The organism is Epilithonimonas hispanica (assembly GCF_003385395.1).
GTDB classification, from domain to species: domain Bacteria; phylum Bacteroidota; class Bacteroidia; order Flavobacteriales; family Weeksellaceae; genus Epilithonimonas; species Epilithonimonas hispanica.
Genome location: NZ_QNUG01000003.1, coordinates 1 through 26,241 on the forward strand (window position 1 = coordinate 1; position 26,241 = coordinate 26,241).

At 33.9% G+C, this 26,241-nt stretch carries 29 protein-coding genes; 21 read left to right on the forward strand and 8 right to left on the reverse strand.

Translation table 11 applies throughout. From position 1 onward, the window contains the following. Positions 1 to 879, forward strand: an 879-nt coding sequence (locus DRF58_RS01485; RefSeq protein WP_245955341.1) for an IS982 family transposase, incomplete at its 5' end; no start/stop codon positions are given. Here DRF58_RS01485 and DRF58_RS18900 read toward each other — a convergent pair. Further along, entirely contained in the window at positions 871 to 996 is a 126-nt protein-coding gene (locus DRF58_RS18900; RefSeq protein ID WP_262510752.1) for a hypothetical protein, read from the reverse strand. The genes DRF58_RS01485 and DRF58_RS18900 overlap by 9 nt on opposite strands. A 61-nt stretch (positions 997 to 1,057) precedes the next feature. On the opposite strand from DRF58_RS18900, the gene DRF58_RS01490 reads away from it, so the two are divergent. Further along, complete coding sequence (locus DRF58_RS01490) at positions 1,058 to 1,270, forward strand: DUF2683 family protein (protein WP_116032029.1); 213 nt, start codon at positions 1,058 to 1,060, stop codon at positions 1,268 to 1,270. Then, positions 1,255 to 1,536: a Txe/YoeB family addiction module toxin gene (locus DRF58_RS01495; RefSeq protein WP_116032031.1), complete on the forward strand. Its 282-nt coding sequence runs from the start codon at positions 1,255 to 1,257 to the stop codon at positions 1,534 to 1,536. The genes DRF58_RS01490 and DRF58_RS01495 overlap by 16 nt, the downstream gene beginning before the upstream one ends. Before the next feature lie 38 nt (positions 1,537 to 1,574). On the opposite strand, the gene DRF58_RS01500 is transcribed toward DRF58_RS01495, so the two are convergent. Together DRF58_RS01500 and DRF58_RS01505 are read right to left on the reverse strand one after the other, a co-directional pair. Continuing rightward, positions 1,575 to 2,276 (reverse strand): CoA transferase subunit A, encoded by a 702-nt coding sequence (locus DRF58_RS01500; RefSeq protein ID WP_116032033.1) that lies wholly within the window; start codon positions 2,274 to 2,276, stop codon positions 1,575 to 1,577. Between the two features lie 188 nt (positions 2,277 to 2,464). Then, positions 2,465 to 2,860: a hypothetical protein gene (locus DRF58_RS01505; protein WP_245955342.1), complete on the reverse strand. Its 396-nt coding sequence runs from the start codon at positions 2,858 to 2,860 to the stop codon at positions 2,465 to 2,467. A gap of 545 nt (positions 2,861 to 3,405) precedes the next feature. On the opposite strand from DRF58_RS01505, the gene DRF58_RS01510 reads away from it, so the two are divergent. Genes DRF58_RS01510 through DRF58_RS01520 form a run of 3 tightly spaced genes read left to right on the forward strand, consistent with a single transcriptional unit; the run spans position 3,406 to position 5,720 of the window. Then, entirely contained in the window at positions 3,406 to 3,966 is a 561-nt protein-coding gene (locus DRF58_RS01510) for an RNA polymerase sigma factor (RefSeq protein WP_116032306.1), read from the forward strand. Beyond that, entirely contained in the window at positions 3,947 to 4,630 is a 684-nt protein-coding gene (locus DRF58_RS01515; protein ID WP_116032035.1) for a hypothetical protein, read from the forward strand. Before DRF58_RS01510 ends, DRF58_RS01515 begins: the two co-directional genes overlap by 20 nt. Before the next feature lie 7 nt (positions 4,631 to 4,637). Next, the gene (locus tag DRF58_RS01520) at positions 4,638 to 5,720 is read left to right on the forward strand and encodes a porin family protein (protein ID WP_116032037.1); all 1,083 of its coding nucleotides are present in this window, start codon (positions 4,638 to 4,640) and stop codon (positions 5,718 to 5,720) included. Positions 5,721 to 5,796: 76 nt separating this feature from the next. Here the strand turns inward: DRF58_RS01520 and DRF58_RS01525 are convergent, their stop codons facing one another. Both DRF58_RS01525 and DRF58_RS01530 read right to left on the reverse strand, forming a co-directional pair. Beyond that, on the reverse strand, positions 5,797 to 6,093 hold the full coding sequence (locus DRF58_RS01525; protein ID WP_116032039.1) for a type II toxin-antitoxin system RelE/ParE family toxin: 297 nt from the start codon (positions 6,091 to 6,093) through the stop codon (positions 5,797 to 5,799). After that, positions 6,078 to 6,311 (reverse strand): hypothetical protein, encoded by a 234-nt coding sequence (locus DRF58_RS01530; protein WP_116032041.1) that lies wholly within the window; start codon positions 6,309 to 6,311, stop codon positions 6,078 to 6,080. Before DRF58_RS01530 ends, DRF58_RS01525 begins: the two co-directional genes overlap by 16 nt. A 127-nt stretch (positions 6,312 to 6,438) precedes the next feature. On the opposite strand from DRF58_RS01530, the gene DRF58_RS01535 reads away from it, so the two are divergent. The 6 genes from DRF58_RS01535 to DRF58_RS01560 all read left to right on the forward strand — a co-directional run bounded on the left by DRF58_RS01535 (position 6,439) and on the right by DRF58_RS01560 (position 12,301). Next, a complete protein-coding gene (locus DRF58_RS01535) occupies positions 6,439 to 6,852 on the forward strand; it encodes a hypothetical protein (RefSeq protein ID WP_116032043.1) in 414 nt (137 codons plus the stop codon). Positions 6,853 to 6,947: 95 nt separating this feature from the next. Next, positions 6,948 to 8,129: an acetyl-CoA C-acyltransferase gene (locus DRF58_RS01540; protein ID WP_116032046.1), complete on the forward strand. Its 1,182-nt coding sequence runs from the start codon at positions 6,948 to 6,950 to the stop codon at positions 8,127 to 8,129. A 96-nt stretch (positions 8,130 to 8,225) separates the two neighbouring features. Next, positions 8,226 to 9,707, forward strand: coding sequence for an MFS transporter (locus DRF58_RS01545; RefSeq protein ID WP_116032048.1), 1,482 nt, complete (start codon positions 8,226 to 8,228; stop codon positions 9,705 to 9,707). A gap of 85 nt (positions 9,708 to 9,792) precedes the next feature. Then, positions 9,793 to 10,719 carry a mevalonate kinase family protein gene (locus tag DRF58_RS01550; RefSeq protein ID WP_116032050.1) on the forward strand — a complete coding sequence of 309 codons (927 nt, stop codon included), beginning with the start codon at positions 9,793 to 9,795 and terminating at the stop codon, positions 10,717 to 10,719. A 161-nt stretch (positions 10,720 to 10,880) separates the two neighbouring features. Then, complete coding sequence (locus tag DRF58_RS01555; protein WP_116032052.1) at positions 10,881 to 11,798, forward strand: UbiA family prenyltransferase; 918 nt, start codon at positions 10,881 to 10,883, stop codon at positions 11,796 to 11,798. A 14-nt stretch (positions 11,799 to 11,812) separates the two neighbouring features. Beyond that, entirely contained in the window at positions 11,813 to 12,301 is a 489-nt protein-coding gene (locus DRF58_RS01560; protein WP_116032309.1) for a GNAT family N-acetyltransferase, read from the forward strand. A 2-nt stretch (positions 12,302 to 12,303) separates the two neighbouring features. On the opposite strand, the gene DRF58_RS01565 is transcribed toward DRF58_RS01560, so the two are convergent. Next, on the reverse strand, positions 12,304 to 13,098 hold the full coding sequence (locus DRF58_RS01565) for a S1/P1 nuclease (RefSeq protein WP_116032054.1): 795 nt from the start codon (positions 13,096 to 13,098) through the stop codon (positions 12,304 to 12,306). 335 nt (positions 13,099 to 13,433) lie between these two features. Between DRF58_RS01565 and uvrA the strand changes: the two genes are divergently transcribed. The 5 genes from uvrA to DRF58_RS01590 all read left to right on the forward strand — a co-directional run bounded on the left by uvrA (position 13,434) and on the right by DRF58_RS01590 (position 18,734). After that, on the forward strand, positions 13,434 to 16,262 hold the full coding sequence (gene uvrA, locus DRF58_RS01570; protein WP_116032056.1) for an excinuclease ABC subunit UvrA: 2,829 nt from the start codon (positions 13,434 to 13,436) through the stop codon (positions 16,260 to 16,262). 37 nt (positions 16,263 to 16,299) lie between these two features. After that, positions 16,300 to 16,479, forward strand: coding sequence for a quinol oxidase subunit 4 (locus DRF58_RS01575; protein WP_116032059.1), 180 nt, complete (start codon positions 16,300 to 16,302; stop codon positions 16,477 to 16,479). 163 nt (positions 16,480 to 16,642) lie between these two features. Continuing rightward, positions 16,643 to 16,939, forward strand: a complete 297-nt coding sequence (locus DRF58_RS01580; protein ID WP_116032062.1) for a hypothetical protein — start codon at positions 16,643 to 16,645, stop codon at positions 16,937 to 16,939. Positions 16,940 to 17,325: 386 nt separating this feature from the next. Next, positions 17,326 to 18,438: a peptide chain release factor 2 gene (gene prfB / locus DRF58_RS01585; protein WP_116032063.1), complete on the forward strand. Its 1,113-nt coding sequence runs from the start codon at positions 17,326 to 17,328 to the stop codon at positions 18,436 to 18,438. A 53-nt stretch (positions 18,439 to 18,491) separates the two neighbouring features. Further along, a complete protein-coding gene (locus DRF58_RS01590; RefSeq protein WP_116032066.1) occupies positions 18,492 to 18,734 on the forward strand; it encodes a hypothetical protein in 243 nt (80 codons plus the stop codon). Between the two features lie 328 nt (positions 18,735 to 19,062). Here the strand turns inward: DRF58_RS01590 and DRF58_RS01595 are convergent, their stop codons facing one another. Continuing rightward, the gene (locus DRF58_RS01595; protein WP_116032311.1) at positions 19,063 to 20,394 is read right to left on the reverse strand and encodes a dihydrolipoamide acetyltransferase family protein; all 1,332 of its coding nucleotides are present in this window, start codon (positions 20,392 to 20,394) and stop codon (positions 19,063 to 19,065) included. Positions 20,395 to 20,518: 124 nt separating this feature from the next. On the opposite strand from DRF58_RS01595, the gene DRF58_RS01600 reads away from it, so the two are divergent. From DRF58_RS01600 to DRF58_RS01610, 3 genes are all read left to right on the forward strand, one after another. Then, positions 20,519 to 20,809, forward strand: a complete 291-nt coding sequence (locus DRF58_RS01600; RefSeq protein WP_116032067.1) for a putative quinol monooxygenase — start codon at positions 20,519 to 20,521, stop codon at positions 20,807 to 20,809. A gap of 144 nt (positions 20,810 to 20,953) precedes the next feature. Next, positions 20,954 to 23,545, forward strand: coding sequence for a T9SS-dependent M36 family metallopeptidase (locus DRF58_RS01605; protein WP_116032070.1), 2,592 nt, complete (start codon positions 20,954 to 20,956; stop codon positions 23,543 to 23,545). Between the two features lie 154 nt (positions 23,546 to 23,699). Next, entirely contained in the window at positions 23,700 to 24,332 is a 633-nt protein-coding gene (locus DRF58_RS01610) for a LolA family protein (RefSeq protein WP_116032073.1), read from the forward strand. Between the two features lie 51 nt (positions 24,333 to 24,383). Here the strand turns inward: DRF58_RS01610 and DRF58_RS01615 are convergent, their stop codons facing one another. Further along, the gene (locus tag DRF58_RS01615) at positions 24,384 to 25,103 is read right to left on the reverse strand and encodes a DUF4294 domain-containing protein (RefSeq protein WP_379883780.1); all 720 of its coding nucleotides are present in this window, start codon (positions 25,101 to 25,103) and stop codon (positions 24,384 to 24,386) included. A 43-nt stretch (positions 25,104 to 25,146) separates the two neighbouring features. Here DRF58_RS01615 and chrP point away from each other — a divergent pair, with 43 nt between their 5' ends. After that, a complete protein-coding gene (gene chrP / locus DRF58_RS01620) occupies positions 25,147 to 26,223 on the forward strand; it encodes a chryseobasin maturation metalloprotease ChrP (protein ID WP_116032075.1) in 1,077 nt (358 codons plus the stop codon). The last annotated feature ends 18 nt before the right edge of the window (positions 26,224 to 26,241 follow it).

Here is a 26,241-nt window from a genome sequence, read left to right on the forward strand (position 1 = left end):
AATAACCTAGATGCAATTTACGATTTTATTTTAAAGGAATTAAGAAAATTAACCATCAAAGAAAATTTTTATTTCAAACCAATTAAACCAAAATTATCTGATTTAGAGCTCATTGCAATAAATATTTCTGCGGAATATTTATCGATAGATTCAGAATATCAGTTGTTTAGATACCTCTCTAATTCAAAACTAAAGGGAATGATTGAGAGAAGTGTGTTTAATCGCAGAAAAAGAAAGCTTTTCTTACACTTGGAAAATATTAGAAAACTTATGGTTGCTAAATTTAATGAGATGGAAACCACTTTTATTGTAGATTCGATGCCTTTAGAAATCTGTAAAAACGCAAGAGCGAACCGCTCTAAAATTTGTAAGGAAAATGAATTTTCGTTTCCCAGCAAAGGTTATTGCGCTTCTCAATCGAGTTATTATTATGGTTACAAATTACATGCTGTTTGTTCTGTTTCCGGAGTTTTCCAAAGTTTTGATATTTCTACAGCAAGCATTCATGATATTCATTTTTTGCAAGATATCAAGCATCAAATGAACAATTGTACGTTGATTGGAGACAGGGGTTATTTATCCACCCAAGTGCAAACAGATTTGTTCAATTATGCGAATATAAAGCTGGATACACCCATGAGAAACAACCAAAAAAATTATCAAAAACAAAAATATATTTTCAGAAAATCCAGAAAAAGAATTGAGACTTTATTCTCTCAACTTTGCGACCAATTTAAAATCAGAAACAATTACGCAAAATCTTTTAACGGTTTTAAAACAAGGATATTGAGCAAAATAACAGCATTAACTTTCATTCAGTTTGTAAATGTTTTTGTTTTCAGTAGAAAAATGAATAGACTTAAAATTGAATTAATTTAATAATGCACTACGAGTATAATTAAATTTTTCTTCCTCATAATTCTCACCTTGGAAAATCCTTTGAACCATAATTCCCGGAATGTGGATTTCGTTTGTATTATCGTCTAAATCTTGCAATTATTTTGTAATTTTAAATTTAAAGATTTCAAAAATCAATAACTTTGTTAAAAATTGGATTATGGACAACATTCTGATTACGCCTAAAAATGAAAAGCAATTGCAGTTACTCAAATTATTGCTGGAGGAAATGAAAATCAAGTTCAGATACGAAAAAAACGAAAACGAAACCATAAACTCTGAACTCGAAGATAAAATTAACGAAGCTCGAACGGAAAAAAAAGAAGGAAAACTTTTGACCATTGACCCAAAAAAAATATGGGAAAGTATATAGTTCAACTTTCAAAACGAGCGTTGAGGGATTTGAAAGACATCAAAAAATCAGGCAGAAAATTGGATATGGAAAAGGTTCAGACTTTTCTTATCGAACTCGAAGAACATCCTCGTACTGGAGCTGGCAAACCAGAACAATTAAAATATCACGACGGAGAAGTCTGGAGCAGAGAAGTGAATAAAAAAGACCGCTTTGTTTATGAGATTTTCGAAGAAGAAGTTTCTGTCACGCTCATCCAATCTTTAGGTCATTACAACGATAAATAGAAAACCGTCTCATTTAAAAATGAAACGGTTTTTAGTTTTTAAGCTTTCTTCCTAACAGTCCTCTGCTCAATCCTTTTCTCATAATTCTCGCCTTGGAAAATCCTTTGAACCATAATTCCCGGAATATGGATTTCGTTTGGGTCAAGTTGTCCAGGTTCTACTAACTCTTCCACTTCCGCAATTGTTATTTTTCCTGCGCCTGCCATTGGAAAATTAAAATTACGAGCCGAACCTTTGAAAATTAAATTTCCGGCGTGGTCGCCTTTCCAAGCTTTTACGATGGAGAATTCAGCGTTGTAAGCGTGTTCTAAGATATGAGGTTTTCCGTTGAAATCTTTCACTTCTTTGCCTTCCGCGATTTCGGTTCCGAATCCTGCTGGTGTGTAAAATGCAGGAATCCCAGCTTGTGCTGCTCTGCATTTTTCCGCCAAAGTTCCTTGAGGCGTCAATTCCACTTCCAATTCTCCAGATAACATCTGACGTTCGAATTCTGCGTTTTCTCCAACGTAAGAAGAAATCATTTTTTTGATTTGTTTTTTCTGTAATAATAATCCCAAACCGAAATCGTCAACGCCTGCGTTATTTGAAATACAAGTCAGATTATCTACGTCTTTCTTTACCAATTCAGCAATACAATTCTCAGGAATCCCGCAAAGCCCGAATCCGCCGAGCATTATCGTCATTCCGTTTTCTATATCTTTTACCGCTTCCTGAGCGTTTTTCACTCTTTTATCAATCATAAAATTGAGTTTTCTTTTGTTCAATTTGTTGGTTTATAAATATAGAAAAATCCGTGTATTGGAAGAAAGAAAATAGAGAAAAGACAAAAAACTGATATTCTTTGAAGTAAAAACCACAAAAAGTCACAAAAAAAGCCATACACCAAAAATGTACGACTTTTCCCTAACAATTTTAAACATTTAAACTTTTATCGGTTGTCTATAGTAACGCTCACTGGCATTACATAAGATGATGCTACCATTTTCTGGCTTATTTTGTCCATATTCACTTTATAAAGCAAATGCGTCAAAACGTTTTCTAATTCTTTGCTCACATTTTTGCAGTCGCCATTGGCGCTTACATTGGTGATTTTTCCATTTTCAGAAAGACTGAATCTCACGTTGGAATTCACAACTCCTTCTTTATAATCTTGGTTGGTGAAATCGAAATTATCTTTCAACAATTTCCTTAATTCCCCAAATCCATCGCCTGAATTAATAATGACTTCTTGTATTTTGTTGTCTGTAGTTTGAGCTTTTGCTAAGTTGAGCGTTCCTAAAATTCCAAATAAAAATATTGATAACGCTAGCATTTTCTTGTTCATAATCAATTGATTTTAAGTTATTACTTATCTAACATTACAGCAAAGTTAATAAATATTCGTATCAAGTTAATATTAAATTAATATTAAAAGTGAAAATTTAACTTTGAGAAAAGAAAAAGGATTCTGAAATTTTCAAAATCCTATAAATAAAACCTTTGTTATTCCGCATGATTTCAATGGTTTACTAATATTATGATTCAATGTGTGATCTTATTGAAAATTTCAATTATGACCAATCCCGCATTAGAGACAGTAATGGAAATCCTGTTTTTGTAGTTTGGAAATCTTCTATTCAAAAGGGAAAACATCTTCCACAAAAAAGGTTGTAGTGGATAGCGCTACCCAAGCTGTGGCCCTGCGAGAGTCTCAGGTTGACAAGCGCAGGCGACGGAATTGCCCAAATATCGTAAAATATATGATGCGAATGCAAAAAGTTTTTAAATTTATTTTACTGATAATCAATATATTAAAGTTTTATTTTAATTAATTTTGAATATTGAGGCAACCATTTCGGATTTTTGTCGTCTTATAGTCAGAAAGAAAAAATGAACAGAGATTTGCAACATATCTTTTCCAAAGCGAAGAAAAATGACCGACTGGCTCAGAAGAGTTTGTTCGAGATGTTTTCGGGGAAAATGTTGTCGGTCGCCAATTCTTACATTAATAATCGGGATGATGCGGAAGATGTTTTGATGAATGCTTTCTACAAAGCGTTTACAAAGCTCGATGATTGTAAAAATTATGAATCGTTTCCTTTCTGGCTGAGAAAAATTGTAGTGAATGATGCCATCAGTTTTATCAGAAAAAACAAACATATTCTGTATGCGGAAACCGAGTTTACAGATTCGATAGCAGAAAAGGTAGAAGATATTTCGGAGTTTTCTCAGGAGATTGATTTAGAAGTGATTTTCAAAGAAATGCCGATTGGTTACAAACTAGTTTTTAATCTCGCCGTTTTTGAGGAAAAGAAGCATCAGGAAATTGCAGAAATCCTTAATATATCTGAAGAAACAAGCAAAAGTCAGCTTAGCAAAGCAAAAAAATGGATACAAGATTATTTTAACGGGCAACAAAACACGAAAAAAAATGCAGAATCTGAAATCTAAATACGAACAAAAGGAAATGAAAGTTTCCGACGGTCTTTGGGACAGATTGGAAGAAAAACTTGACCAAGCTCCTACGAAAGAAAAGAAACCGAAAGTAATTTGGTGGAGGTTTGTTGCTGTTATTATTCTAATTGTGAATTTCGGTGCAATTTCTTGGATGACTGATATTAAAAATAAAGTGAAAGAAAATCCAGAATTTGAATTCAGAACTGACCAAATTTCAAGTGTACGTCAGCATTCTGAAAATACAGACGGAATCCAAAAATCGATTCCTATTAATAATTCTGAAACTAATCATCAAAAATTGACAATTACAAACATCAATTCTTCGACTTCAGAACTAACTAAGAAAGAAAATCAAATCACAGAAAAAGTTTCTGAAAAAGAATTGATTATAAAAAAAGAAGAGCCACAAACTATTTCTCAATTAGAAGAAAAATTGGCTCAAAATGAAATACAGAAACCAAGAGAAAAAGTAAAATACGTGTCTTCATCGGATTTACTTTTCGGGGTAGAAATCGATAAAGCCAAAACAGAAACTCCAAAATCTGCAATGGGAATTAATACCATAAAACTCAAAAATGATTCTGATCTCCCAAATCCAAAACGTATCAAACTCTTCGGAATTACGCTCTACGACAAAGATTCTATAACTACTAAATAATTAAACTATGAAGTTCAAAATTCTACTTTTAGCAATGCTTTCAAGCTTTGCTACAGCACAAACTACGCTTGATAATCAGATGAAATCTTATACAGAGAAAGTCAATTCAATCGTATCCACAGAGAAAGCGAATATGAAAGCCGAAACTGATAAAATCGATGAAGCTTTCACCTCCGGAAAGATTACAAAAGCGGAACAAATTGCTCAAAAAGAAACGGTTTCTAAAAAATATGAAACTATTATTAATGATAAAATTGAGAACGAGCGTCAACAGCTTGAGGATATTACTAAAACCGCTGTTACGAACTCGGTTTACAATACAAAACCAGACACATTGAAAAATAAAAATGTAATGGTTTTTGGAACTTCAGGATTGTCAATTAAAATTAAAAAGAAAGACAAGTCACCAAAAGAATATATCAATACGAGCGCCGTCAGTGTAGGTTATGCTTTCGCCAATTTGACAAAAGATAAAGGAAGTTTCAATCCGTTTGAAAATGATTCGGAAATGAGAATTGGGAACTCACACAATGTTGAGGTTCAGTTCAGAAAAGATAAGCAATTAGGAAGTTTCAAGAGTCCTTGGATTTTAAGATACGGATTGGCTTACAGAACAGACACTTATATGCCAAAACGTCCTCAGGTTTTTGTTCAGGATAATTCACAGTTATTTCTTGAAGATTTTCAACAAGGAAGTTTGAAACGTTCAAAATTGAGAAATGTTTATCTGACTTTACCAATTGAATTTCAGCTTTATCTTAATCCAAAACACACCGAATATGATGGTAAACAATATCTGGATGTGAGAAAAAAAATGTGGAAAGTTGGATTGGGAGCTTATGCGGGAATCAATACAAGAAGTATCGTAAAAGTGAAATATCATAATGAAAATGACAAGTTCAAAAAGTACGATTATACTTTGGATGACGGCGTGAATGCTTTCTTATTTGGAGGAAAATTCAGTCTGGGATATGGAGGCGTTAATTTATTCATCAAAAAAGATTTCACACCGATTTTCAATAACAAAGCGAACTTGTCAAACAAAAACGGAATCCAAATCGGAATCGAAATCGCCAATATTGATTTTTAATTGATAACATTTTCATAGAACATTCTTATACATTATTTTCTTATTAAAACTCATATCTTGAATGGATGTGAGTTTTTTATTTCAATTCTACATTTTCGGAGTTTTGACTTCCGTGTCTGATGGTTAAGATGTAAAGAGTGTCATTTACGAATTCATAATAGAGAAGATACTTATGAATGATTTTGATGTAAACATTGGGAATGTCGGTTTTTCTGCCAATTTTCGGTTGCTCCAGAATTAGATTTAATTGAGCTTCAATAAGTGAGTTTAATTTCAGACTGAAGGCATTTGACTTGTATCTATCAATCCAATATTGCAAAATTTCCACAAGCTCCTTTTTGGCTTTGAGAGTCCAGACTATTTTTTCAGCCATTCTTTGATTTCTTCTTGAACACTATTGTTAGAAAGAACGTCTCCATTGTCAATCTGATATCTTGCTTCGGAAATTGCTTTCTTTTCTTCTTCGGAAGTTATATAAATAGATTCGTCAGCTTGAAATTTCAATTGCTGTAATATTTCTTTTAGCCTTGCTTTGTCAGTAATGCTTTTAATATGGTTGATTAAGTCTAGCTTTAATTCCGCAGTATTCATGATTCATAAATCTTGATATAAAATTATAAAATTAATTTGACTTTTTTTCTGAATAAATTAAAAACATCATCGTACAATTGTTGTGCTTATCTGATTTTTTATTTACATTGCCAAACAGGATTTAAGAATGAAAAATTTACAGTTAATCGGATTATTTTTGGTTGTGGCAGGCAGTTTTCTACCATTGGTTCGTATTCCCATCATTGGAAACTGGAACTATTGGAAAGTTGATAATACACTTGCTGTTGCAGTTTGGGGATTTTCCTTATTAATGCTTGTTTTCATCTTAATTGACAAAACTAAATTCGTGAGAATAATAGCGTTTTTAATGATATTGCTTTTTGTTTTCACAATCGTTGCTATTAAGTTAAAATCTTTAGATTATTTCAGTTTTTTACCATTCAAATCTTGGCAATCGACATTCGCGGGAATCGTAAAATTATCTTGGGGATGGTTCATAGAATTTTTAGGGGTTGCTCTAATTTTAATCTCATCAATTAAAAATATTGAATCACAAAGACACAAGGATTTACACAATTAATTTCAGAATAATCACAATAAATCTTGTGAGCCTAGTGAAAAAACTTTGTGACCTTTGTGTTTAAAAAATAATTAAAATCAAAAATTAAAAATATTATGAAAGAAGTATTCATTGTATCAGCAGTTAGAACTCCAATGGGAAGTTTTATGGGTAGCTTGTCAGCTGTTCCTGCAACACAATTGGGAGTAACTGCGGTAAAAGGAGCTTTAGACAAAATCAATCTTGACCCAGCTTTGGTTCAGGAAATTTATATGGGAAATGTTTTGCAGGCTGGTGAAGGTCAGGCTCCAGCTAGACAAGTCGCTTTGGGCGCAGGTTTATCTAACCATACACCTTCCACAACAATTAATAAAGTTTGTGCTTCCGGAATGAAAGCCGTAACAATGGCAGCTCAGGCAATCAAGTCTGGTGATGTTGACATTATCGTTGCCGGCGGAATGGAAAATATGTCAAGCGTTCCTCATTATCTAGAAGGAAGAAATGGTGTGAAGTTAGGCGATATCAAAATTGAAGATGGCTTAGTAAAAGACGGTTTGACTGATGTTTACAACAAACAGCATATGGGTGTTTGTGCCGAATTATGTGCTAAAGAAAATAATATCACAAGAGAAGAACAAGATGCTTTCGCAATCCAATCTTACCAAAGGTCTGCAGCAGCTTGGGAATCTGGAAAATTTAAAGAAGAGGTTGTTCCAGTTTCGATTCCTCAAAGAAAAGGAGAACCTGTTATTTTCTCAGAAGATGAAGAATATAAAGCGGTTAAATTTGATAAAATCCCAACTTTAGCAACTGTTTTTCAGAAAGAAAATGGAACTGTAACTGCAGCCAACGCATCAACTCTTAATGACGGAGCTTCTGCTTTAATATTGATGTCAAAAGAAAAAGTAGAAGAGTTAGGTTTAAAACCTTTAGCTAAGATTATTTCGTATGCTGATGCCGCTATTGAACCGGAAAGATTTACAATGGCACCTTCCAAAGCTTTGCCAATCGCTCTTGAAAAAGCAGGACTTACAAAAGACGACATCGACTTTTTTGAACTGAATGAAGCTTTTTCAGTTGTTGGTTTGGCTAATTGTAAAGTTTTAGGCTTAGACGCTTCGAAAGTGAATGTGAATGGTGGCGCAGTTTCCATCGGTCATCCACTAGGAAGTTCCGGTTCAAGAATTATTGTAACCTTGATTAATGTTCTGAAACAAAACAACGGAAAATACGGTGCAGCTGCAATTTGTAATGGTGGCGGTGGTGCAACTGCAATTGTGATAGAGAATCTACAGTAAGATTTTTCCTTAATAATAACAAACCATTAAGAATAATTGATTTTTTAATCAACTTCTTGATGGTTTTTTTATTTTTGTCTAAATAATATATTTCCAATGTCTGAAATAGAAAAAACAAACACTGAAAACTCCATAAAAAATAATCCGAAAATCATGCGCGCTTGGGCCTTGTATGACTGGGCAAATTCGGTTTATTCATTAGTTATTACTTCAACGATTTTTCCAATATATTACGCTATTCTGACAACGGCTTATGAAAAGAAGGAGTATGTTGCAGAATCTAAACAATGGATTGATGTTGCTATACCTCATATGATTAAACTCTTTGGGAAAGAGTTTCATCCGGATACTGTTTACGGATATTCTCTCACACTTTCTTTTATCATCGTGGTTTTACTTTCTCCAATTTTATCTTCTTTAGCGGATACAATTGGTAATAAAAAATCTTTCCTTCAGTTTTTCTGTTATCTTGGTGCTACATCTTGTATGGGATTAGCGATGTTTACAGGGATGGGAACTGTTTGGCTGGGATTATTATTCAGTGTAACAGCCAGTGTGGGTTTCTGGGGAAGTTTGGTTTTCTATAATTCCTTTTTGCCAGATATTGCAACACCAGATAAGCAAGATGCGCTTTCAGCAAAAGGCTATGTTTACGGCTATATTGGTTCTGTGATTTTGGTTGTGATTTGTTTGGTCTTAATTCAGGTTTGTGCAGAAACACCTAAACAGGCTGCAATCTATACAAGAGTTAGTTTCTTATTAACTGGTGCTTGGTGGTTTGGATTTTCGCAATATACATTTAAACATTTACCCCAATTTGGGCAAGTTAAAGAACAATTGCCGAAAGATTTGGTTTTGCTTAATTATAAAAATATCTTCAAAAGTCACGCTGAACAAGGTGGTTTCTTTGAAGTTTTAAAAGATAATATCAGTTTCTATATTGATATTATAAAACAAAGTTTCAAAGAATTATTCAAAGTTGGAAATCATCTTTTCGGAGACAGAAATTTAAAATATTTTCTTTCGAGTTTTTTCTTTTACAGTGTTGGGATGCAGACGATTTTCCTTATGGCGACTTTATTTGGGAAAAGAGAAATCAATATGGCTCAAGAGAAATTAATAATGACATTATTATTAATTCAAATAGAAGCGATTATCGGTGCATTATTTTTCTCTTGGTTATCGAAAAAAATCGGAAACAAAAATGTCATCAGTATCACAGTTGCAATGTGGATTGGAGCTTGTCTTGCAGCTTATTATCTTAATAAAGAAAATCCGAATGTGGAATATCAATTCTATGGAATTGCAGGTGTAATTGGTTTAGTAATGGGTGGTTTACAAGCGATGTCTAGATCAACTTATTCCAAATTACTTCCGACGGATTCTATGGATAATACGACTTATTTCAGTTTTTATGATGTTTTGGAGAAATTAGCGATTATTCTTGGGACATTAATATTTTCTACTTTGATTGAATATTTTAATAATATGCGTTTTTCAGCATTGTCAATGACGATTTTCTTTGCAATTGGATTGATTCTGATTCGTTTTCTAAAAGTGAAAAATAATACCCGATAAACATTTAATCTTCAAAAAATTGGTTTATTATTTGATATTAATGGAATAGTTTATTTTTTGTAAATTTGCAACACTAAAACGCAATATGAATAACCCTTTATTTTACGCAAAAATAATTTTGTTCGGAGAATACGGAATGATAGAGAACTCGCAAGGGTTGGTTGTACCGTATAGTTTTTATAAAGGAACACTCAAGTTTTCTGATTTGGACAACGATTTTGAAAAAAAATCGAACCAATCTTTAGAAAAATATTCCAATTATTTAGCTGATTTAGAATTGCCTTCAGATTTCAAACTGAATGTGGATGCTTTCAAAAATGATATAGAAAAGGGGTTATTTTTCGATTCCAATATTCCACAAGGATATGGTGTTGGAAGTTCTGGCGCTTTGGTCGCAGCGATTTTCGAAAAATATTCTTTCACAAAAAGAGACCCCGAAACCATTTCTAAAGACGAGTTGAAGGATCTGAAAAAAGTTTTCGGCCATTTGGAAAGTTATTTCCACGGAACAAGTTCCGGAATGGACCCTTTGATTTGCTATATGAATCTTCCGATTCTTATTGAAAATAAAGAAAATGTCGGGAAAGTTTCACTTCCAAAAGAAGAAGTTGGAAAAGGTGCTATTTTCTTGATAGATTCTGGTATAACCGGTGAAACTGGACCAATGATTCAGATTTTCTTTGAGAAATTGAAAAACGAAGGTTTCCGTAAAACGCTTAAAGAAGAATTTATCCGATACAATAATGCTTGTATTGATGCGTTCTTGAAAAAAGATATGAATCCGTTTTTCCGTAATATGAAAAAATTGTCTGTTTGGGCTTACGAACATTTCCGTCCGATGATTCCTGAAAACGTTTTTAATGCTTGGAAAAAAGGCTTGGATTCTAACGCTTATTACCTGAAACTTTGCGGAAGCGGAGGCGGTGGTTACATCCTTGGTTTCACGAAAGATTACGAAAAAGCCGAGAAAATGTTAGATGGCTTCCAAAAAGAAGTGATTTACAGATTTTAGTCTGAACCACAAAAGTCACAAAAGAAAAAAAACTTAAAAAAACAAATTTAAGGTTTAAAAAGTTTGACTTTTTTGTTCTTTTGATCCTACTTTTCAAATTCTAAATTCATTAAAAATCTTTTGTGACTTTTGTGGTTTAAAAGATTTATTTAAACTAAAAAATGACAGAAAAACCAACGTCCCGAAATGCTTTTTACCGTATTTCTCAGTTGATGGGTTTTCTTTTAGGTGCTCGTTTTTTTGTTGCTGTTCTTCTCACTTTTGCGCTTTATGTTTCTACATTTTTCCTGTTCAATAGAGAAGAAAGCTTCAGGGATTTTGTTTTCGATTACAAAGTTCATACAATTATTATTTGTTCCGTACTCAGCATATTGGCGGGTGGAATTATCAATCGATTTTATGATAAGGAAAAAGACCAATTGACGCAGCCTTTCCGTTCCAGATTGCAGAATTTCTTAAAAGAAAAATATTTCCTTACAGCTTATGTCATTCTGAATGTATTGTCATTGGGATTAGCAATTTTTGTGTCTCACCGAGTTTTTATTTTCTTCTTGATTTATCAGTTTCTGATGTGGTTTTACAGTCATAAACTCAGCAAAATAATTGTTCTTAACAATTTCACTTTTGTGGTGTTGACACTTTATCCATTCTTCGGAATGTTGATTTATTATCAGACATTTTCACTTAAGATTTTGTTCTTGGCAATTTTCCTTTTTCTGATGTTATTTATCATCGATATCACAAAAGATACATTGACAAAGAATGCCGATAAAATGTTCGGTTACGACACGATTGCTAACAGATTAGGGTTTCAAAATACAAGGTCGATTTTATTAGTTTTATTAATAATTACTTTGGCGACTTCGGTGATTCTAAGTATTGGAATAGGATTCAAAAATATTATCGCGTGGTATTTTTTAGCAACCACAATTGTAATTATCGGAACAGTTTTTATGCTTTTCCGAAATCAAAAAAATGATAAATTTAAATCTCTGAATCTTCTTAGACTTTGGATTTTCTTCGGAATTTTAGCAATGCTTTTTGATGGTATTTTCCATAAATATTCTTGGTTGATTTAAAACTAAATATCAGAATGTCAGTAATAATTAGAGAAAATAGAAAAGAAGACAATGAGATACTCGCAAAGATTATCAGAACTTCTTTTCACGATTTTGAAGTGAGTTGCACCAATGGAACAGTTTATTCTGACCCAACTACAGATGATTTGTATTCGTTATTTCAAACTGAGAAATCAGCTTTATTTGTTGCCGAAGAAAATGGTTTGATTTTAGGTTGTTGCGGGATTTTCCCAACTACAAATTTGCCTGACGATACGACTGAACTTGCCAAATTTTATCTGTCAAAAGATGCAAGAGGAAAAGGAATTGGGAAATTATTACTTGAAAAATGTATTGAAAAAGCTAAAGGTTTAGGATACAAAAAAGTTTACCTTGAAAGCATTCCAGAGTTCAGCAAAGCTGTTTCCATTTATGAAAAGCAAGGATTTCGATATTTGGCAAAACCATTGGGAGATTCAGGACATTCTGGTTGTAATCTTTGGATGATTAAAAATCTGGATTGATTTTATCCAAAAATATCATTTAAAACTTTCGCTAATCGCAATCCTCCGTAAAGTAATTGTCTTTCTAGTGTGGATTCAAAACGATAATTGTAAGCATAACTTAATTTCGAATCTTTCAGAGTTTGATAATAAATGGAGTTTGCAATTTTGTGACTGTCAAACAACCATTCTTCCAACGTTCCGCTTTGGATTTGCTTCACTTCATCTTTTGATTTTACGTCTAAAAGATTCGCAAATTCTGTATAAGTATATTTTTGGTCATCCACCAATTTGGAATCCCAAAGCGAATGTAAATTGGTATTTTGTCCAAAGTAAGTCAGGTTGATTTTATTGCCGCCCAAATCCGCAGCTCTACCAACATGCAAAGGCTGATGCAGGTCGCCGACCAAGTGAATCAGGAACATCAGAGCCTCTTTTTTGTCTTTTTGAGAAACATTTTTATCCTTGATTTTTTCCGACAAACTTTTGATTTGAGTATAAAGATTCGGAGATTTTTGTATAGATAAAGAATCTTTAAACTGCACAAAATTCTTCTGTGGATTGATATTCACATAATGCCAAGACGAGGTTTCTTTCCAAACGCCCGTTGTGTCAGATTTGATGAAATCTGGCCAGTTGGCGTAATAAGCCATTTTCTGTTCTCCAAAGAGTTTTTTGATATTTCTTTGAGCTTTGGAACTCAAATGATGTTGTGCAATTTCTGCTACGATTCTGTGCCCTGTCAATCCCCAAGCAAATGAGTAAAGCGAGGACAAAATACAAATAGAGAACACGAATCTTGATAAAATACTTTTCATCTGTAATTATTTATTTTTATTATTGGTCAGATGTTACACCCATAAAAATTTTTTATTTTAAGAAATTTAGTGATAGGTGTTTCATTTTTAAATTTATTTCAGACTGCAAAGATAGTTTTAGCTCAGGTTTTATCCGATAAAAAACAATGTTAATTATTATTAAACTTGTGTTTCATTTTTATCGCAAAGACGCAAAAAATTTTGATTTTTATCATTGTTAATAGTCGCGAAGGTAAACTTTGCGTCTTTTTAAGTATTGTTAATTTTCAAAAATTGGCACCTTTGCGATGATTAAAAAACGAGTTAATTTCCGTATTTTTGCGTTTTCCCATTTAATGAAAGATAATCAAGAATTTATCGAAGTTTACGGTGCTAGAGAACACAATCTCAAGAATATATCCGTAAAAATCCCAAGAAACGAATTGGTAGTAATCACAGGGCTTTCCGGAAGTGGAAAATCCTCTTTGGCTTTTGATACAATTTTTGCCGAAGGACAACGCCGTTACATCGAAACTTTTTCGGCTTATGCAAGGCAGTTTTTAGGCGGATTGGAACGTCCGGATGTTGATAAAATTGAAGGTTTGTCGCCGGTTATTGCAATCGAACAAAAAACAACCAACAAAAATCCACGTTCAACTGTTGGAACGATTACCGAATTGTATGATTTTCTGAGACTTTTGTTTGCAAGAGTTTCCGATGCTTATTCGATGAGTTCTGGAAAAAGGTTGGTAAGTTATACAGAAGACCAGATTTTGGAAACCATCAAAGAAAACTTCAAAGGGAAAAAAGTTTATCTGTTGGCTCCGGTTGTGCGTTCTAGAAAAGGACATTACCACGAATTGTTCATTCATCTTTCCAAAAAAGGTTATTCACAAGCCAGAATTGATGGTGTTTTACAAGATATTGAATACGATTTAAAACTTGATAGATATAAAACTCACGACATTGAGGTTGTGATTGACCGTTGGATTATCGGAGAAAATGCTTCTGAACTGAGAATGGAAAAATCTCTGAAAACCGCTTCTGATATGGGAGAAGGTTTGATTGCCATCCAAGAAATGGGGCAAGACGAGATTCACTTTTTCAGTAAGAATCTAATGGATGATGTTACGGGAGATTCGATGGCTTTGCCAGAACCCAACACGTTTTCTTTCAACTCTCCAAAAGGAAGTTGCGAAACCTGCAAAGGCCTTGGAACTGTTAAAAAAGTAAACACGGATTATTTCGTAGAAAATACCAGTTTATCAATCAATCAAGGCGCTTTGTTACCTTTGGAACAAATCAAATCCAACAAATGGATTCTGTCTCAAATCAAATCGATTCTTGAAGTTTTTGATTTAGGTTTAACAACGCCATTTAAAGATATTCCGAAAGAAGCTTTGGAATACATCTATTACGGTTACAACAGTGATATTACCAAAGAACTGAAACACGCCGGAATCTCTAAAAAAATCAAAATCAATTTCGAAGGTTTAGTCAAAATCCTTGACGAAATTGTTGAGGAAAGAGAAAATTACGATGCAGTTTTAGTGGAACGAAATTTCACAACGGAAGAGACTTGCCCAACTTGTAAAGGCGCGCGTCTTCGTCAGGAAAGTTTGAGTTTCAAAATTGATGGCAAAAATATTGCGGAAGTTAATGCTTTGTCTTTATTGGATTTTAAAGATTGGTTGGCAGATGTTAAGGATAAATTCAGTGATAAAAATAAATTGATTGCTCACGAAATTCTGAAAGAAATCGAAACCAGATTGCAATTCCTTTTAGATGTCGGTTTAGATTATTTGAGTTTGAGCAGAAGTTCTAAAACGCTTTCTGGAGGAGAGTCTCAGAGAATTCGTCTGGCAACTCAAATTGGTTCTCAATTAGTCAACGTTCTTTATATTTTAGATGAGCCTTCAATCGGACTTCATCAGCGTGATAACGAAAGATTGATTAAATCTCTGAAAGAATTGCGTGATATTGGAAACTCGGTTTTAGTTGTGGAACACGACAAAGATATGATTATGGAAGCCGACCACGTTTTGGATATTGGTCCAAAAGCGGGAAAATTCGGTGGAGAAATTCTTTGGCAAGGAAATCCGAAAGATATTACGAAAGCTAATACCATTACAGCTGATTATATCACCGGAAAACGTAAAATCGAAATTCCAGCCGAACGCAGAAAAGGAAATGGAAAATCAATCGTTCTGAAAGGTGCAACCGGAAATAATTTGAAAAATGTGACGCTGGAGATTCCGTTAGGGAAGTTAGTTGTTGTTTCAGGAATTTCCGGAAGTGGAAAATCTTCTTTGATTAACGGAACATTGTACCCGATTCTGAATCGTCATTTTTACAGAGCAATCCAAGAACCTTTGCCATACAAAAGTATCGAAGGCATTGACAATATCGACAAAATCGTAGATGTTGACCAAAGTCCAATCGGGAGAACGCCACGTTCCAATCCTGCGACTTACACGGGAATGTTCACAGATATTAGGAATCTTTTTGCGGAATTACCGGAAAGTAAAATCCGTGGTTACAAAGCTGGACGTTTTTCTTTCAATGTGAAAGGTGGAAGATGCGAAACCTGTCAAGGTGGCGGTTTGAAAGTCATTGAAATGAATTTCTTGCCAGATGTTTACGTTCATTGCGAAACCTGTCACGGAAAACGTTTCAACCGAGAAACTCTGGAAGTTCGTTACAAAGGAAAATCGATTTCTGATGTTCTCGATATGACAATTAACGAAGCTGTAGAATTCTTCCAACCGATTCCGAAAATCTTTAATAAAGTGAAAACTTTGAAAGATGTTGGTTTGGGTTATATCACGATTGGACAGCAATCCACAACATTGAGTGGAGGAGAAGCGCAACGTGTAAAACTGGCAACCGAACTTTCCAAAAAACAAACCGGAAATACACTTTATATCTTGGATGAGCCAACAACGGGACTTCATTTTGAAGATGTGAAAATCCTGATGGAGGCTATTGAACAATTGGTAGAATTAGGAAACTCTTTTATTATCATCGAACATAATATGGATGTGATTAAACTCGCTGATCATATCATAGATGTTGGACCAGAAGGTGGAAAACACGGCGGACAAATCATTGCAGAAGGAACACCGGAAGAAGTAATTAAATCCAAAAAAAGTTTGACAGCTAAGTTTTTGAAGAAAGAAATGTGATTGGTATTAGATTTGTCATTCTCTCAGAAAAACAGTTATGAAATCAATTAGAATTTATCTTATGGCAGCGATTTTTTCATTAGGAATGATGTCCTGCGAGGTCAGAACAACCAATAGTACAAGAGGTGTGGGTTCCAAATCAATTCCACCTGGACAAGCCAAGAAAATCTATGGAACCAAGTCTGCAAAGCCTTTTGCTCCTGGACAAAATAAATAAAGCTATATCAAGGATTTTGAAACTTCAGAATCCTTTTTCTTTTTCCAATATTAAATTTCCACTTTCAATGTTAATTTAATATTGACTAAATGTAAATATCATGCAGCTTCGTCGTAACATTAGATAAGTAATAACTTAAAATCAATTGATTATATACAAGAAAATGCTAGCGTTATCAATATTTTTATTTGGAATTTTAAGAACGCTCAACTTAGTAAATGCTCAAACGACAGACAACAATATACAAGAAGTTATCCTAAGTTCTGGAGACGGTTTCGGGGAATTAAGGAAATTATTGAAAGATAATTTTGATTTCACCAATCAAGATTATAAAGAAGGAATCGTAAATTCTAGCGTAAGATTCAGTCTTTCTGAAAACGGAAAAATTACCAACATTCACGCCAACGGAGATTGCAAAAACGTGAGCAAACAAATAGAACATGTGTGTCTGGCCTGCTGATAGCAAGCTCTTATGTAATGTCGGTAAGTATTACAATTGCTACCGATAGAAATTTAAATTGTTAGTGAAAGTCATAAATCTTTGATGTGTGGCTTTTTTTTGTAGCAAAATTTAAGGAAAATTGAAGCGAGTTTGTCATTCCGTAGGAATATAAACTGTTGAGATCGACTGCGTCGAATCACTTTGTTAGGTTTCCTACGGAATAACAAAATCCTGAAAACGATTCTTGTCCGAGCGAAGAGCCTTTGTGTACCTTAAAAATATTTTCACTAAGATTAAGAAATCTTAGTGTACTTTGTATTTAAAAACATTATTAAATCAAGAGAACAAAATCATTTCCCAACATTCATCATTTTCTTCTTATTTTTGCAAAAATTAAAACAAACGTGGTAAACACAGACCAAATAAAAGATATACAATCCAGAATAGAAGACCTGCACAAATTTCTTGGAATCGAGAAAAAGAAAATTGAAATTTCTAACGACGATGAGAAAACCGCTGCGCCGGAATTCTGGGAAAAACCAAAAGAAGCTGAAGTTTTTCTGAAACAGCTCCGTTCCAAAAAAAAATGGGTGGAAAGCTATGAGGAAATCAAAACGCAATTCGAGGATTTGCAGGTTTTGATAGAATTTGCCAAAGAAGACCCTGATTCCGAAAAAGAACTGGACGAAACGTTCCCACAATTGGTAGAAAAAATCGAAAATCTGGAATTCAAAAATATGCTTTCCAACGAAGGTGATGAGCTGTCTGCCGTTCTTCAAATCACAGCCGGTGCAGGCGGAACAGAATCTTGCGATTGGGCAAGTATGCTGATGCGTATGTACACAATGTGGGCAGACAAACAAGGTTACAAAATCCGTGAACTGAATTTCCAAGAAGGTGATGTTGCAGGTGTGAAAACCGTAACCTTAGAAATTGAAGGGGAATTTGCTTTCGGATATTTGAAAGGTGAAAATGGGGTTCACAGATTGGTGAGAATTTCGCCTTTTGATAGTAATGCAAAACGTCATACGAGTTTTGTTTCGGTGTATGTCTATCCTTTGGTGGATGACACGATTGAAATCAATATTAATCCTGCCGATATCAGTTTCGAAACGATGCGTTCTTCCGGAGCTGGTGGACAAAATGTAAACAAGGTTGAAACTGCAGTTCGTCTTCGTCACGCGCCAACAGGAATTATCATTGAAAACTCAGAATCTCGTTCTCAGCTTCAGAATAAAGAAAAAGCAATGCAACTATTACGTTCCCGACTTTATGAAATTGAACTCGAGGAACGAATGAAAGCCAGAAACGAAATCGAAGCCGGAAAAATGAAAATCGAATGGGGTTCTCAAATCCGAAATTATGTGATGCATCCTTATAAATTGGTAAAAGATGTGCGTTCCGGATACGAAACTTCTGATGTGGATGGTGTGATGAACGGTAACCTAACCCCTTTTCTAAAAGCCTACTTGATGAATGAAGGGCAAGGTTCTGCAGATGAGATGGATGATTTGTAGAAAACTTCGAATCAATTTGAAATAATATTTTTAAATTTAATAAAAGATTTACAATGGACACTGATTTAGAAATACAAAATAAAAAATTAGAGTTAATTCAATGGTTATCAACGATTGAAGATTTAAATTTTCTGGAAAAAATTTCAGATTTAATTTCTCGTGAAAACAAAAAAGATTGGGCAGATCAAATTTCGAACACTGAAAGACAATCTATTGAAAAAGGAATTGCACAAGCAGATGCTGGAAAATTAAATCCACATTCTAAAGCGCGAGAGATCTATGGAAAAAGGATTTGAAATTCTTTGGACTGATTTAGCTTTATAAGAACTTTCTGAAACTGTTGGATATCTTAAAAGAGAATTTTCTCAAAAAGAAATTGACAATTTGGGAGATGAAATTGAAAGAATTAGTTCAATCATATCGCAAAATCCAAATATTTTCCCTCATTCTGATAGATTACAAACTAGAAAAGCAGTAATTTTAAAATTTAACACTTTATACTATAGAATTATGAATGATAAAATTGAAATTGTATAATTCTTCTTAAACAGACAATCTCCAGATAAAATGAAATTATAATTTTAAAAATATAAAAAAGCCTCAGAAAATTCTGAGGCTTTGTTTTTATATTTCTGTATTGAGGTCCCAATTTTCTAGATAATCGTTGACGTGTTTCAGGAACATTCCGCCAAGACTTCCGTCCACTACTCTATGGTCGTAAGAATGTGACATAAACATCTTTTGACGAATCGCAATCACATCTCCAAATTCTGTCTCGATAACTGCAGGTTTTTTCACAATCGCACCAACTGCCAAAATAGCCACTTGAGGTTGAGGAATAATCGGCGTTCCCATAAGGTTTCCGAAAGTTCCAACATTAGAAATCGTGTAAGTTGCACCTTGTGTATCGGCTGGAGTCAGTTTTTTATTACGTGCTCTGTAAGCCAAATCGTTGATTGCTTTTGCCAATCCTGACAAACTCAATTGGTCTGCATTTTTAATAACAGGAACTATCAGATTTCCGTCCGGAAGAGCTGTTGCCATTCCTATATTGATATTCTTTTTCTTAATGATTTTGTCACCGTCAACAGAAACATTAATCATTGGAAAATCCTGAATGGCTTTCACAACCGCTCTGATGAAAATCGGCATAAAAGTCAATTTTTCGCCATCTCTTTTTTGGTAAGAATTTTTGTTGGCATTTCTCCAAGTCACAACATTTGTAACATCGGCTTCTATAAATGATGTTACGTGCGGCGAAGTATGTTTGCTATTAACCATCGCCTCTGCAATGATTTTACGAACTCTGTCCATTTGGATAATTTCATCTCCATCATTAATACTGATTGGCTGAGCTGGAGCTGGTTGAGCTTTAACTTGAGGAGCTTGTTGTGCAACAGTATTTTGAACAGAAGTTGCTTGAACCGCGCCTCTATTTTTTACAAAACCAAGAATATCTTCTTTTGTAATTCTGCCTTCTAATCCGCTACCTTTGATTGATTTCAGTTCAGATTCAGAGATTTTTTCTTCTTGAACAATTGATCTCACCAGCGGAGAAAGATACAAATCTGAATTTTGATTGTTAAATGAATTATCAGAATAATTAGACAAAGGCTGTTCCAGAGTTTTTACAACTTCAGGCTCCGGCTGAACAATCTGTTCTTTTACTTCTTCATAAGATTTAGCCTCAGGAGTTTCTTGAGTATTAGCCTCGCCTCCAATTTCCAAAATCGCAATGGCTTCACCTATTTTAGCAACTTCATCTTTATGTTTAAGAATTTTGACAATTTTCCCCGAAACCGGCGTAGGAACATCAGAATCTACTTTATCTGTAGCAATTTCTACAATAGAATCGTCTTCGTTAATAATATCTCCTTCATTAAACAACCAAGTGATAATTGTTGCTTCCATAACTCCTTCGCCCATACTCGGGAGCAATAGTTTATATTCTGCCATTTTTTGGTTTTTTGAATTTTCCCAAAAGTACACTTTTTTTTATTAAATATATAATTATCATATTTAAAATTTGTAAGCCCTATTTTTTTATAAATTTGATAATCAAAATTTTTATAATCACACAATGAATATCTACCTGAGTGCAATCATCCAAATCAAAGAAAACTCAATAATGGATGCTATTGAATTATTAAAAAAACTTGTTATAGAAACTCGTAAAGAAAAAGGCTGTATACAGTACGATCTCTTCGAAGATCACAGAAACAAAGGTGTGTTTTTCATCCACGAAAATTGGGAAACTAGCGAAGATCTACATAATCATCAGGTTTCTGACCACATGCTGAAGTTCCGTGAGAATATCGTTTCATTATTAGAAAATCCAAACGTAGTATATGTAGGGAACAAACTTTTCTAATTATAAAATCAACAACAAAAAAGTTATTTTTATATCAAAGACACAACATAAGTAAATTTCATTACAGTTATTACATGGAAAAGGTTTTTTTTTAATATTTTTGCTAATCTTTTTTCTTAAAATTTAGAATAATAAATCTTAAATATGAAAATAAATCAACTATCTAAATGTGCAGGAATTGGCGTTTTCTTTTTATTTGCTAATCTTAATGCACAATCTAGTGAGAAAGTTATCAAGAATTTCATCCAAAACGATGTCAATTTTCGCAACAACTCCACAGCAGAATTTAAAATCTTAAATGAAGATAATTCTGTAAGTCTTAAATCTAACATCGTCAATGTTCAGCAATATTTAGGAAATACACCAATATATAAGTCATTAGCAAAAGCTGTGATCCGAGATGGTAAAGTAATTTCTTTTAATAATAATTTTCAGAAAGCTAGCAACAATGTCATTTCTGATAAAATTGATAAAACCGAAGCTTTATCTTCTGCTTTAAGATATCTAGACATCAAAGATAGTAGCTTTGAACTTGCTAATGATATAGACGGAGATCTTGTAAATCTTCCGGATAACAAAGTTGCAAATGTTCGTTTTTATTTTGAAAAAAATAATAGTTTGATCCCTGCTCAATTATTTTTCATCAACCAAAGTAAAGAGAATAAGTTTTTTGGGATTCTTGTAAGTCTTACAACTGGTGAAATTTTGGAAAATAATAAAATGATTGATGAATGTTCTTTTGACACTGATCATTTTTCTTCATCAGAATCATTTGATACTACAGAACATTTAATTAGTCATTTTAACCATAATACTACAGCCAAAAACGAATCAAAAGCATTTACAAATGCTTCTTACAATGTTTTCCCATTCCCATTAGAAGCACCTACGTTTGGATCTAGAACCCTTGTTACAAATCCTTGGGATCTTGCTGCTTCTCCAGAAGGTTGGCATTCTAACGGCAACACTACTTACTCAAACACTTATGGAAACAATGTTTTAGCTTACGTAGATAATAATGGTAGTAATAGTTATGGCTTTTCTCCAACTAGCACAACAACAGGAGATTTCACTTTTGATTTTCCTTTTGCAGAAAGCACTACACTAAGCGCATATGACAATAGAAGCTCTGCCGTAACCAATCTTTTCTATGCTAACAACATGGTTCATGATATCTTCTATAAATTTGGATTTACTGAAGCTACAAGAAACTTTCAATCTAATAATTTTGGAAAAGGAGGCGGACAAGGAGATGCCGTAAGAGCAGAAGCTTACGATGGCAGTGGATACAACAATGCCAACTTTGCATCTGGCTATGAAATACTAAATACGGTTACCGGAAATTACACAGTACAAGCTCCAAGAATGCAGATGTATCTTTGGAATTACAGTGTTTCTCTTAAGCAAAGATTATTCTACACAGATCCCGCTTTAGCAACAAGACCCCCTGTAAATACTGGTTCTGCAAACTTCGGAAGACCATTGATGGAGGCAGGGATTACAGGAGATGTAATTATCCCTAGTGTTGCTACAGGATGTACCGCTTTACCCTCAGGAAGTCTTACTGGTAAAATAGCAATGGTTAATACTACTGGATGCGCCTATAATATAAAAGCAAAAACAGTACAAGATGCTGGAGCAATTGGTATGATTGTTCACAGAACAAACTCCAATACAGTACCAAATATCAGCGTTTCCAATGTTACCAACGTGTCTATCCCATCTATAATGATACCACGCGATGAAGGCAACTTCATAACCGACGAACTTACTGCGGGTAGAACAGTCAATGTTAACTTAAAAGACTTAGCTGTTGGATACAAAAATTCAAGTTTTGATAACGGAGTAATCATTCATGAATATGGACATGGAATTTCTAATAGATTAACAGGTCAGGGTTATAGCTGCTTACAAAACTTAGAACAAATGGGTGAAGGCTGGTCAGATTTCTTCGCTCTCATGTTAACTAACTCACCAAACGCATCCGCAACAACTGGAAGAGGAATTGGAACTTACTCTACAAACACTGTAACAACAGGCCCTGGTATCAGACAATACAGATATACTACGGACATGACAATCAACCCTCACACATATGCAGACACCAATTCTACTGGTGGACAACCACACGCTGTTGGTGAGATTTGGGCAACAATGTTATGGGATTTGCATTGGAAATTAGCAGAAAAATATGGTTACAATTCTGACGTAACCGCTGATCCAAATTCCGGAAGTGCGAAGGCATTACAATTGGTAATGGATGGTTTGAAACTACAACCTTGTAGCCCAAACTTCGTTTCTGGTAGAGATGCTATTCTTCAAGCTGACCAATTAGCCGGAGGAGCCGACAACTGTCTTATCTGGGAGGTATTTGCAAGAAGAGGATTAGGAGTTAATGCATCCTCTGGTACTGCAGCAAACATCTATGATCAAGTCGAAGACTTCACTACGCCAGAAGCATGCATTCTTGCGACTGAAGATATTACAAAGAATAAAAACTTTGGAATCTATCCTAACCCTGCAAAAGGAGAATTCTTCATCAAAACTCAACCAACTGTAGGAAATGAAACTATTAAAGTTCAAATTCTCGATTTGAGTGGAAAAGTTGTTAAATCCCTTGAAAGAAAGAAAAATAGCTCAGACTCTATCTCAACACAAGACCTCATCAAGGGAACTTATCTTGTTGTAATAACTGAGAATGGAAAATCTAATGCTGAGAAACTTATTATAGAATAACTCAAGAGATAGATTACATCTTAAAAACTAAAACCTTTTCAGACTTTTCTGGAAAGGTTTTTTTTATTCAAATCTTAACAAACTTTATTATTCATAATATTTGGCATCAATCTTGAAAACTTAACTTTGCATAACAATAAATTGCAAAAACTAAATGAAAAATCTCGTTACAAAATCTTTTTCAGCAATAGCTTTTTTAGGAATCAACCTAGTGATATTTGGTCAAACTATTGACACAAAATCAAAGACTATTCTTGATGATATAACCAAAAATTATAAAAGTAAAAAGAATTCTTATTTCAAATTCTTGTACACATCTGGAAAAGCTAGCCAAACAGGAATTTTCTATTCTGACAATAAAAGATATAAACTGAAAATAATGGGAACTGAGCAGATTTTTGACGGAAATAAGGTTTACAGCATTAGCGAAGAAGATAAAGAAGTAACTATCGCAAAGCCCAATGACAACCAAGTTGCTTTCTCACCTTTGAGTTATTTGGATTCATACAAGAAAGATTATAACGTCACTTATTCTGGCAAGAAAACCATAAGCGGAATCCCTGTAGATATTATCAAAATGACTCCAGTAAAATCTAATGGTTTGAAAAGTGTAACACTATATGTTAACACTCCTCAGAAAAAACTAATCAAATTAGAACAAGTTTCCACAAGCAATGATTTAGCTGTAATTACAATTAGCAACTACAAAGAAAATCAAACTCTTTCTCCATCAACATTTACTTTTGACAAATCGAAATATCAGAATTACCTGATTACAGAATTATAAACTAGTCTAAACAAAATAAAAAAATGCATCACAAAAAGTAATGCATTTTTTTTATTTCTTAATTTCATATTCATCTGCCCCAGGATATGGCTTCAAATACCCTAAATTCCAATTAGACTTTAAGAGAGATTCTATAAAAAGATCATCTCTGAATCTGTGTGGATCATATGGTGTTTTCAAACTTATATCCGCAATATTTCCTTTTACATTCCACCAAAAAGCACTCCAACCTCCTCGCAATTCTTTAATAATTTCATAAACAGTTTTACCAGTTGCTCTGTTCATTAATTTTGCAAAAACCTGACCTTCTGTAGTTGTCAATCCCCGGAGTTGCTTCTCATAACTAGCGGCTAATTCAGTCTGTCTTTGTTTGATGTAGCGACTCCTGTCAGAACCTTTCATATTAGCACTTTCCTTTTGAATATCTCTATATTGTTCTAGCGCATCAAGAAACAAAGGATACACACGATTAAGTTTTTTATTAAGAAAAAAATAGAAATTTTTATCCAGCTGGTTATTAAAATGCGGATTAGCTCTCAAAGTCAACTCATCCATCACAATTACCTGTTCTCCGTTTATTTTATAGATTTTAGCCTTTTGGGCTTCATCGTAGTAATATTCATTTCCAAATTCATCTTTTTTCAATTTGCTCTTTGGGATATCATCAAAAGATTTAACATCCAAAGTATCTTGCTGCGAAAAACAAAATACACCGATAAACAAAAAAAGAATTGGAATCAATTTATCAAAAATCATTACTTTTACCTTCATAAAAATCAACAAATCTTAATATCAAAAATCATTCCCTTTAGATATGAAATTCGAAAAGAAATCAATTAAATTTTTAGAAGACTACTTAAATACAGCTTCGCCAACAGGTTATGAACATAATGGTCAAAAAATATGGATGAACTACATCAAACCTTATGTTGATGAAATTGAAGTTGATCATTACGGAACAGCCTACGGAATCATTAATCCAGAAGCCGATTTCAAAGTAGTAATAGAAGCTCACGCAGACGAAATCTCTTGGTATGTCAATTATATTACAGATGATGGATTAATCTACGTTATCAGAAACGGAGGTTCCGACCAAACTATTGCGCCATCAAAAGTGGTAAATATCCACGGAGAAAAAGGAGTTGTAAAAGGCGTCTTTGGATGGCCAGCAATTCACACAAGAAGTGCTAATCAAAACGAACCTACACCAAAAATTGATAATATCTTCATCGATTGTGGCGCAAATTCCAAAAAAGAAGTTGAAGAACTAGGAATTTTCGTAGGATGTATGATTACTTACCCCGATGAATTTTTCGAACTGAATGACAGATATTTTGTTTGTCGTGCTTTGGACAACAGAATCGGAGGTTTTATGATCGCTGAAGTTGCAAGACTTTTAAAAGAAAACAAAAAGAAATTACCTTTTGGATTATACATTACAAATTCCGTTCAGGAAGAAGTCGGACTTTATGGCGCAGATATGATTGCCGATACCATCAAGCCCAATATTGCCATTGTGACAGACGTGACACACGACACCACAACACCAATGATTGAAAAGAAAAAAGAAGGCGACCAAAAATGCGGCGACGGACCGGTAGTTTTCTTCGCCCCGAGCGTACATCACACCATCAGAGAATTAATCATCAATACAGCCAAAGAAAAAGAAATTCCTTTCCAAAGAGCCGCAGCAAGCAGAGCAACAGGAACTGACACAGATGCATTTGCACATTCCAACGGCGGTGTTCCAAGCGCTTTGATTTCCCTACCATTACGATACATGCATACAACGGTAGAGATGGTTTCAAAAGAAGACGTTTCAAATGTTATAAAATTAATCTACGAAAGTCTTCTAAAAATCGAACCAACAATGAAGTTGAAATATCATTAATAATTCAAGTAAAAAGTA